This window comes from Nocardiopsis sp. TNDT3, from assembly GCF_003427465.1.
Classification (GTDB): Bacteria; Actinomycetota; Actinomycetes; order Streptosporangiales; family Streptosporangiaceae; genus Nocardiopsis; species Nocardiopsis dassonvillei.
The window spans coordinates 1-6353 of sequence record NZ_QPFC01000223.1 but is presented as its reverse complement, the minus strand read 5'-3'; the positions used below and the strand labels follow the sequence as shown (position 1 = coordinate 6353).

4 protein-coding genes are annotated in these 6353 nt (G+C 71.5%); all 4 read right to left on the bottom strand.

The genetic code is table 11. The features are described from left to right. Window positions 1-168 precede the first annotated feature (168 nt). The gene (gene ffh / locus DQW06_RS06140; protein ID WP_013151280.1) at window positions 169-1764 is read right to left on the bottom strand and encodes a signal recognition particle protein; all 1596 of its coding nucleotides are present in this window, start codon (window positions 1762-1764) and stop codon (window positions 169-171) included. A 161-nt stretch (window positions 1765-1925) separates the two neighbouring features. Continuing rightward, window positions 1926-3140, bottom strand: a complete 1215-nt coding sequence (locus tag DQW06_RS06135; RefSeq protein ID WP_013151279.1) for a hypothetical protein — start codon at window positions 3138-3140, stop codon at window positions 1926-1928. A 399-nt stretch (window positions 3141-3539) separates the two neighbouring features. Continuing rightward, window positions 3540-4880, bottom strand: a complete 1341-nt coding sequence (locus tag DQW06_RS06130) for an ammonium transporter (protein ID WP_013151278.1) — start codon at window positions 4878-4880, stop codon at window positions 3540-3542. 503 nt (window positions 4881-5383) lie between these two features. Beyond that, window positions 5384-6353, bottom strand: a 970-nt coding sequence (gene ftsY, locus DQW06_RS06125) for a signal recognition particle-docking protein FtsY (RefSeq protein ID WP_117198122.1), incomplete at its 5' end; no start/stop codon positions are given.

The window sequence follows — 6353 nt, the reverse complement described above, 5'->3', positions numbered from 1 at the left end:
CCCCCCCCGCCCGGTCTCCCGGGCGGCGCCGACCGCCCGCCTCCGGGGAGGCGGGCACGCGATCCGGGCCGTGGGCCCGTCCGCGTCCGCGGTGCGATCGGTCGCGCCACACGCATGGTAGCGCTCCGCCCGTCGGCCGACGGGCGCGAGGGCCGCTACCGGCCGCGCCTACTGCTTGGGCAGCTTGAAGTTGGACAGGTCGGGCATGTTGGGGCCGCCGAAGCCGGGCGGGAGCGTGGGCTGGCCGCCGCCCCCCAGGCCCGGGGGCAGCTGCGGCGGCTGCTGGCCGCCCTCCTCCTGGCGGCGCTGGCGCTCGGCCGCGCGGTCGGCCTCCTGCTGGCGGGCCTTCATCGGGTTGCCGCTGCGCTGCTTGCCCTTCTTGGCCTTCTTGGCCTGGGCCTTGGCCTTCTTGCGGTTGGCACCGCCGCCCATGCCCGGCATCCCGGGCATACCCGGCATGCCGCCGCTCTTCATCTTGCGCATCATCTTCTGCGCCTCGAAGAAGCGGGTGACCAGGCCGTTGACATCGCTGACCTGGGTGCCCGAACCGTTGGCGATGCGCAGGCGGCGCGAGCCGTTGATCATCTTGGGGTTGGCGCGCTCGCCCGGGGTCATCGACTGGATGACGGCCTGGATGCGGTCCAGGTCCTTGTCGTCGATGCTGTCGATCTGCTCGCGCATCTGGCCCATGCCGGGCATCATGCCGAGCAGGTTGCCGATCGGGCCGAGCTTGCGGACCATCTGCATCTGCTGGAGGAAGTCGTCGAGCGTGAAGTCCTCGTCCGACGCCATGGTCGAGGCCATCTTCTCGACCTCGGCCTCGTCGAACGTGCGCTGGGCCTGTTCGATGAGGGTGAGGACGTCACCCATGTCCAGGATGCGCGAGGCCATCCGGTCCGGGTGGAAGAGGTCGAAGTCCTCCAGCTTCTCGCCGGTGGACGCGAACATGATGGGGCGGCCGGTGATGTGGCGGATGGACAGGGCCGCGCCGCCGCGCGCGTCGCCGTCGAGCTTGGTGAGCGCGACCGCGTCGTAGCCGACCCCGTCGAGGAAGGCCTGCGCGGTGTTGACCGCGTCCTGGCCGATCATCGCGTCGACGACGAAGAGGATCTCGTCCGGGTTGACCGCGTCGCGGATGTCCGCGGCCTGCTGCATCATCTCGCTGTCCACGCCGAGGCGGCCAGCGGTGTCGATGATCACCACGTTGTGGTTGTTGCGGCGGGCGTGCTCGACGGACTGGCGGGCGACCTGGACGGGGTCGCCGACGCCGTTGCCGGGCTCGGGCGCGAACACGGGGGTCCCGGCGCGCTCACCGACCACCTGGAGCTGCGTGACGGCGTTGGGGCGCTGGAGGTCGGCGGCGACCAGTAGCGGCGTGTTGCGGTCGGCGGCCAGCCACCGGGCGAGCTTGCCCGCCAGGGTGGTCTTACCGGCGCCCTGGAGACCCGCGAGCATGATCACGGTCGGCGGGTTCTTGGCGAAGCGGATCTGCCGGGTCTCGCCGCCGAGGATCCCGACCAGTTCCTCGTTGACGATCTTGATGACCTGCTGGGCCGGGTTGAGGGCCTTGGAGACCTCCTCGCCCCGGGCGCGCTCCTTGATCCGCGCGATGAACTCGCGGACCACCGGCAGCGCGACGTCCGCCTCCAGCAGCGCGAGACGGATCTCCCGCGCGGTCGCGTTGATGTCCTCCTCGGACAGGCGCCCTTTACCGCGCAGCGAGGAGAAGACCGATGTCAGCCGGTCGGAAAGCGTCTCGAACACGAGTGTGGCCAGTCCTTCGTCTCGGAGTTGGTCTCCCAGCCTACCGGCCGGGACCACCTTGCAGTATCCCTCGGCGGGCGGGTCCGGACACGGCCGAGGGCGGGAACACCGTCCCCGCCCTCGGCAGCCGTGCGCTCGGGGCCGCGGCCCCGCCGGTACCTCTAGTTGCCCTCTTCCTCGGCCGTCTCCGACGCCTCCTCGGAGGGGGAGGCCCCGCCCGACAGGGTGGCCTCGCGCTGCTCGGAAAGGGCGGCCAGCATCTCCTCCTGCTGGCCGCCGGTCAGGCCGCGCGTGGACAGCTGGGCCTCACCGTCGATCGGGTAGGTCTGCTGGACGGAGCTGACGATGTTGTAGTCGGCGCTGCACGAGAGCTCCAGCGTGCCGCCCGCCTCCAGGGTGCCGCTGTCCTCGCAGGTCTGCTCGCCGATGTCGGCGTTGCTGAAGGTGACGGCCATGCTCACGGCCACCTCGCCGCTGCCGTCTCCGCCCGCGTCGCGCACGGTCCCGGTCCAGGTGCAGTTGGGGCCGTCCTCGCACGTCATGGAGGGGCTGCCCTCCCAGCCGACCTCGATGCGGGCGTCCCGGGAGGAGGTCAGCTCCTCCTCGGTGGCGGCGGTGACGCCGTCGTAGAGCTCCTCGACGGCGGCGGTCTCGGCCTCGGCCAGGTCCAGGCGGACCTGGGGGCCGGTCTCGGCCTCCTCGGGGACGAGCTCCTCGATGGCGATGCGCTGGATCTGGCTGGTCTCGGCGTTGATCCAGACCTGGTTGCGCTCGCCCGCCAGGTCGATCCGGTAGGTGAGCGTGCCGTCCAGGTTCTCCTCGACGGCCTCCTCCGAGTCCAGCTCGATGCCGCCCAGGATGGCGGAGAGCTCCGGCGGGGCCAGGGAGACGCTCGGGTTGAACCCGGCCTGGGCCGAGGAGGCCCGCACCCAGTTCCCGTCGAAGTCGTCGAAGTCGGGGCTGAAGACGCCCTGGTCGAGCCAGAAGTCCTCCGCGGCCCGCAGGAACATCCTGCCGTCCGCGCTGATCAGCTCGGCCTCGATGCCGTTGGCGCGGATGGTGCCGCTGGCCGTGCCGCCGTCGGCGACGGTCAGCGAGGCGTCGCGCACGTCGGCGGAGCCGACGCTCTCGGCCACCTGACCGGTGGCGGTGAGCGCCGGGTAGGCGGCCAGGTCGGCCAGGGCCTGCTCCATCAGCGGCGCCGCGGCGACCGGCTCGGCGGCCTCCGGGCTGGGCTCCTCCTCGCCGCCGCCCCCGGGGCGCAGGTGGCTGAGGTCGATGGAGCAGCCGGACAAGCCGAGGGCGACGACCGCGCCCGCGGCGGCGAGGGCCACGCGCCCGCCTCTGCGACCCGTGATGTGACTAACCGGCGCCATCTTGCCTCCTGACCCCGACATGTGGGGCACTGTACGAATCAGCATGGTTTCCGGGTGGACGGCGGGGTGGACGCGCCGGTCCCCGACCCGTTCCTGGTGTGGGATGCGAATGCGCGGCTCCCGGTTGTGCCGCGTGCCCCTTTTCGGGGGAGCCGGGAACGGGGCCGCCCGCGTGGCGGAGCCGTCGGTCGGGCGCCGTGCGCCCGGGCTCTACCGCCGTACCGCTCAGAGGGTACCGAACGGATACACAGGCCACAGCCAATACGGTGCCAGAAATGCCCATATATGCCATGAAAAGTGGCTGAGCACACGAACGGGGCTGACGGAGATCTCTCTCCGTCAGCCCCTGGACACCTCGCCGGATCAGTGGCGCAAGGCCCGCGGCCTCGACGCTGAGGTCTAGGCCTTGGCCTTCGGCGAGGCCGTCTCCCCGCCCGGAGGCGTCGGCAGGGAGACCGCTTCCGTCGCGTCCTCGAGCTCGTCGAGTTCGTCGAAGGCGTAGGCGGACTCGGCGTGCAGCTCGTGGTCCAGACCGTTGGTCTCCACCTCCTCGGGGATGCGGAACCCGATGACGAGGTGGATGACCTTGGCGATGACCCAGGTGACGGCGAAGGAGTAGAGCATGACGCCGATGACGGCGATGGTCTGGACGGCCAGCAGGCCGATGCCGCCGCCGTAGAGCAGGCCGTCGGAGCCGCCCGCCACACCCGCGGCGACCAGGCCGAGGATCAGGGAGCCGACGATGCCGCCGACCATGTGGATGCCCACCACGTCGAGCGCGTCGTCGTACTTGAACTTGAACTTCCAGCTGATGGCGTAGGCGCAGACCGCACCGGAGAGCAGGCCGACGGCGATGGCGCCGAGCGGCGTGACGTTGGCGGCGGCCGGGGTGATGGCGACCAGGCCCGCGACGGCGCCGGAGGCGAAGCCCAGCGCGCTGACCTTGCCGTAGCGGAAGCGCTCGACGAGCATCCAGGCGCCGGTGGCGGCGGCGGTGGCGACCTGGGTGTTGACCAGGGCCAGGGCGGCGGTGCCGTCGGCGGCGTAGGCCGAGCCCGCGTTGAAGCCGAACCAGCCGAACCACAGGAGCGCGGTGCCCAGCAGGACGAACGGCAGGTTGTGGGGGCGCATCGACTCCGAGCCGAAGCCCTTGCGGCGGCCCAGGACGAAGGTCAGCGCCAGCGCGGCGGCGCCGGCGTTGATGTGCACCGCGGTGCCGCCCGCGAAGTCGATGACCGTGTAGCCGCCGATCTCCAGCTGCTCGATCCAGCCCTCGCCCCAGACCCAGTGGGCGACGGGGAAGTAGACCAGGAGAGCCCAGACCGGGACGAACAGCAGCCAGGCGCCGAACTTGGCGCGGTCGGCGATGGCGCCGCTGATGAGGGCCACGGTGATGACCGCGAACATCATCTGGAACCCGGCGTCGACCAGCAGCGGGTAGCCGCCGGTGCCGTCCTCGGCCGCGGGCTCGATCTCACCGATCAGGTTGGACAGGCCGACGTAGTCCAGGCCGCCGATGAAGGTGTCGAGCGCCCCCGGCCCGTCGGAGTAGGTGAGCGAGTGGCCGATGACGACCCAGAGCACGCTCACGACCGCGATGCTCGCGAAGCTCATCAGCATCATGTTGAGGACGCTCTTGGCCCGTGACATGCCTCCGTAGAAGAAGGCCAGGCCCGGGGTCATGAGCATCACGAGGGCTGCGCTGATCAGCAGCCACGCCGTGTTGCCGGAGTCAATCATTGCGTCGCCTCCATAGGACGGACGGGGGATTGTGTCTGTGAGGGCGGCGGTCAGCGAGCGCATCATCGGGCCCGATGCAGAACACCACGCAGGCAACTGTCGGACCGGGGTGTTTCTCGCCAGGACCCGGTGTGTTGCGCGCCGGTAAAAGGACAGACGGCAGTGTTAAGGCGCCATGAACCGAAGCCCCAGTCCGCGCGAACGCACGTGCATCGGCACAGAGCGACCCCCGTCACACCACCGGTGGGCGACACTGCGGGCACGCAGGGTCACATCTCACGGGTTCGGCGCGGGCGCGGTCAGGTACCGGCGCGCCCGTGTTGCGCCGGGGTTTCCGTCACGTGTCGTGCGTCACATCCGCGTTCCGCCCCCGGACACGGGCGGGGCGGACGGGGGCGCGGACGGCGACGCGCGTCGGCGGACCCGCCCCGGCCGCGAGGGGCCGGACACGAGAAGGCCGGACACCCGTGCGGATGTCCGGCCGTGCGTCGTCGGGTCCCCCGTCACTCCGTGGACAGGATCGCGTCCACGAAGACCTCGGGGTCGAAGGGCGCCAGGTCGTCGGGGCCCTCGCCGAGCCCGACGAGCTTGACCGGCACGCCCAGTTCGCGCTGGACCTGCACGATGATGCCGCCCTTGGCGGTGCCGTCGAGCTTGGTCAGGGCGATGCCGGTGACGTTGACGACCTCGCCGAACACCCGGGCCTGGCGCAGGCCGTTCTGCCCGGTGGTCGCGTCCAGGACGAGCAGGACCTCGTCCACCTGGGACTTCTTCTCCACCACCCGCTTGACCTTGCCCAGCTCGTCCATGAGCCCGGTCTTGGTGTGCAGGCGTCCGGCGGTGTCGATGATGACGGTGTCGGCCCCCTCCTCGACGCCGCGCGCCACGGCGTCGAAGGCCACGCTGGCGGGGTCGGCGCCCTCCTCCTTGCGCACGACCGGGGCGCCCACGCGGCTGCCCCAGGTCTCCAGCTGTTCGGTGGCGGCGGCGCGGAAGGTGTCGGCGGCGCCGAGCACGACGCTGCGGCCGTCGCCGACCAGGACGCGGGCCAGCTTGCCGGTGGTGGTGGTCTTGCCGGTGCCGTTGACCCCGACGACCATGACCACGCCCGGGCGTCCGTCGTGCGGGCCGGTGCGCACGGCGCGGTCGGCCCCGGTGGTGATCTGGGCGAGCAGCTCCTCGCGCAGCAGCGTCCGCACCTCCTCCGTGCCGCGGGTGCCCAGGACCTTGACGCGCGTGCGCAGGTTCTCCACGATCTGCGCGGCGGAGGCGACACCGATGTCGGCGGTGATGAGGGTGTCCTCGATCTCCTCCCAGGTGTCCTCGTCCAGGGAGTCGGAGGACAGGAGGTTGAGCAGCCCCTTGCCGAAGGCGTTCTGCGAGCGGGCCAGCCGCGCGCGCAGGCGGACCATGCGCCCGGCCGAGGGCGGCGGGGTCTCCAGCTCCGGCGGGGCGGGCTCGACGGTCTCCCGC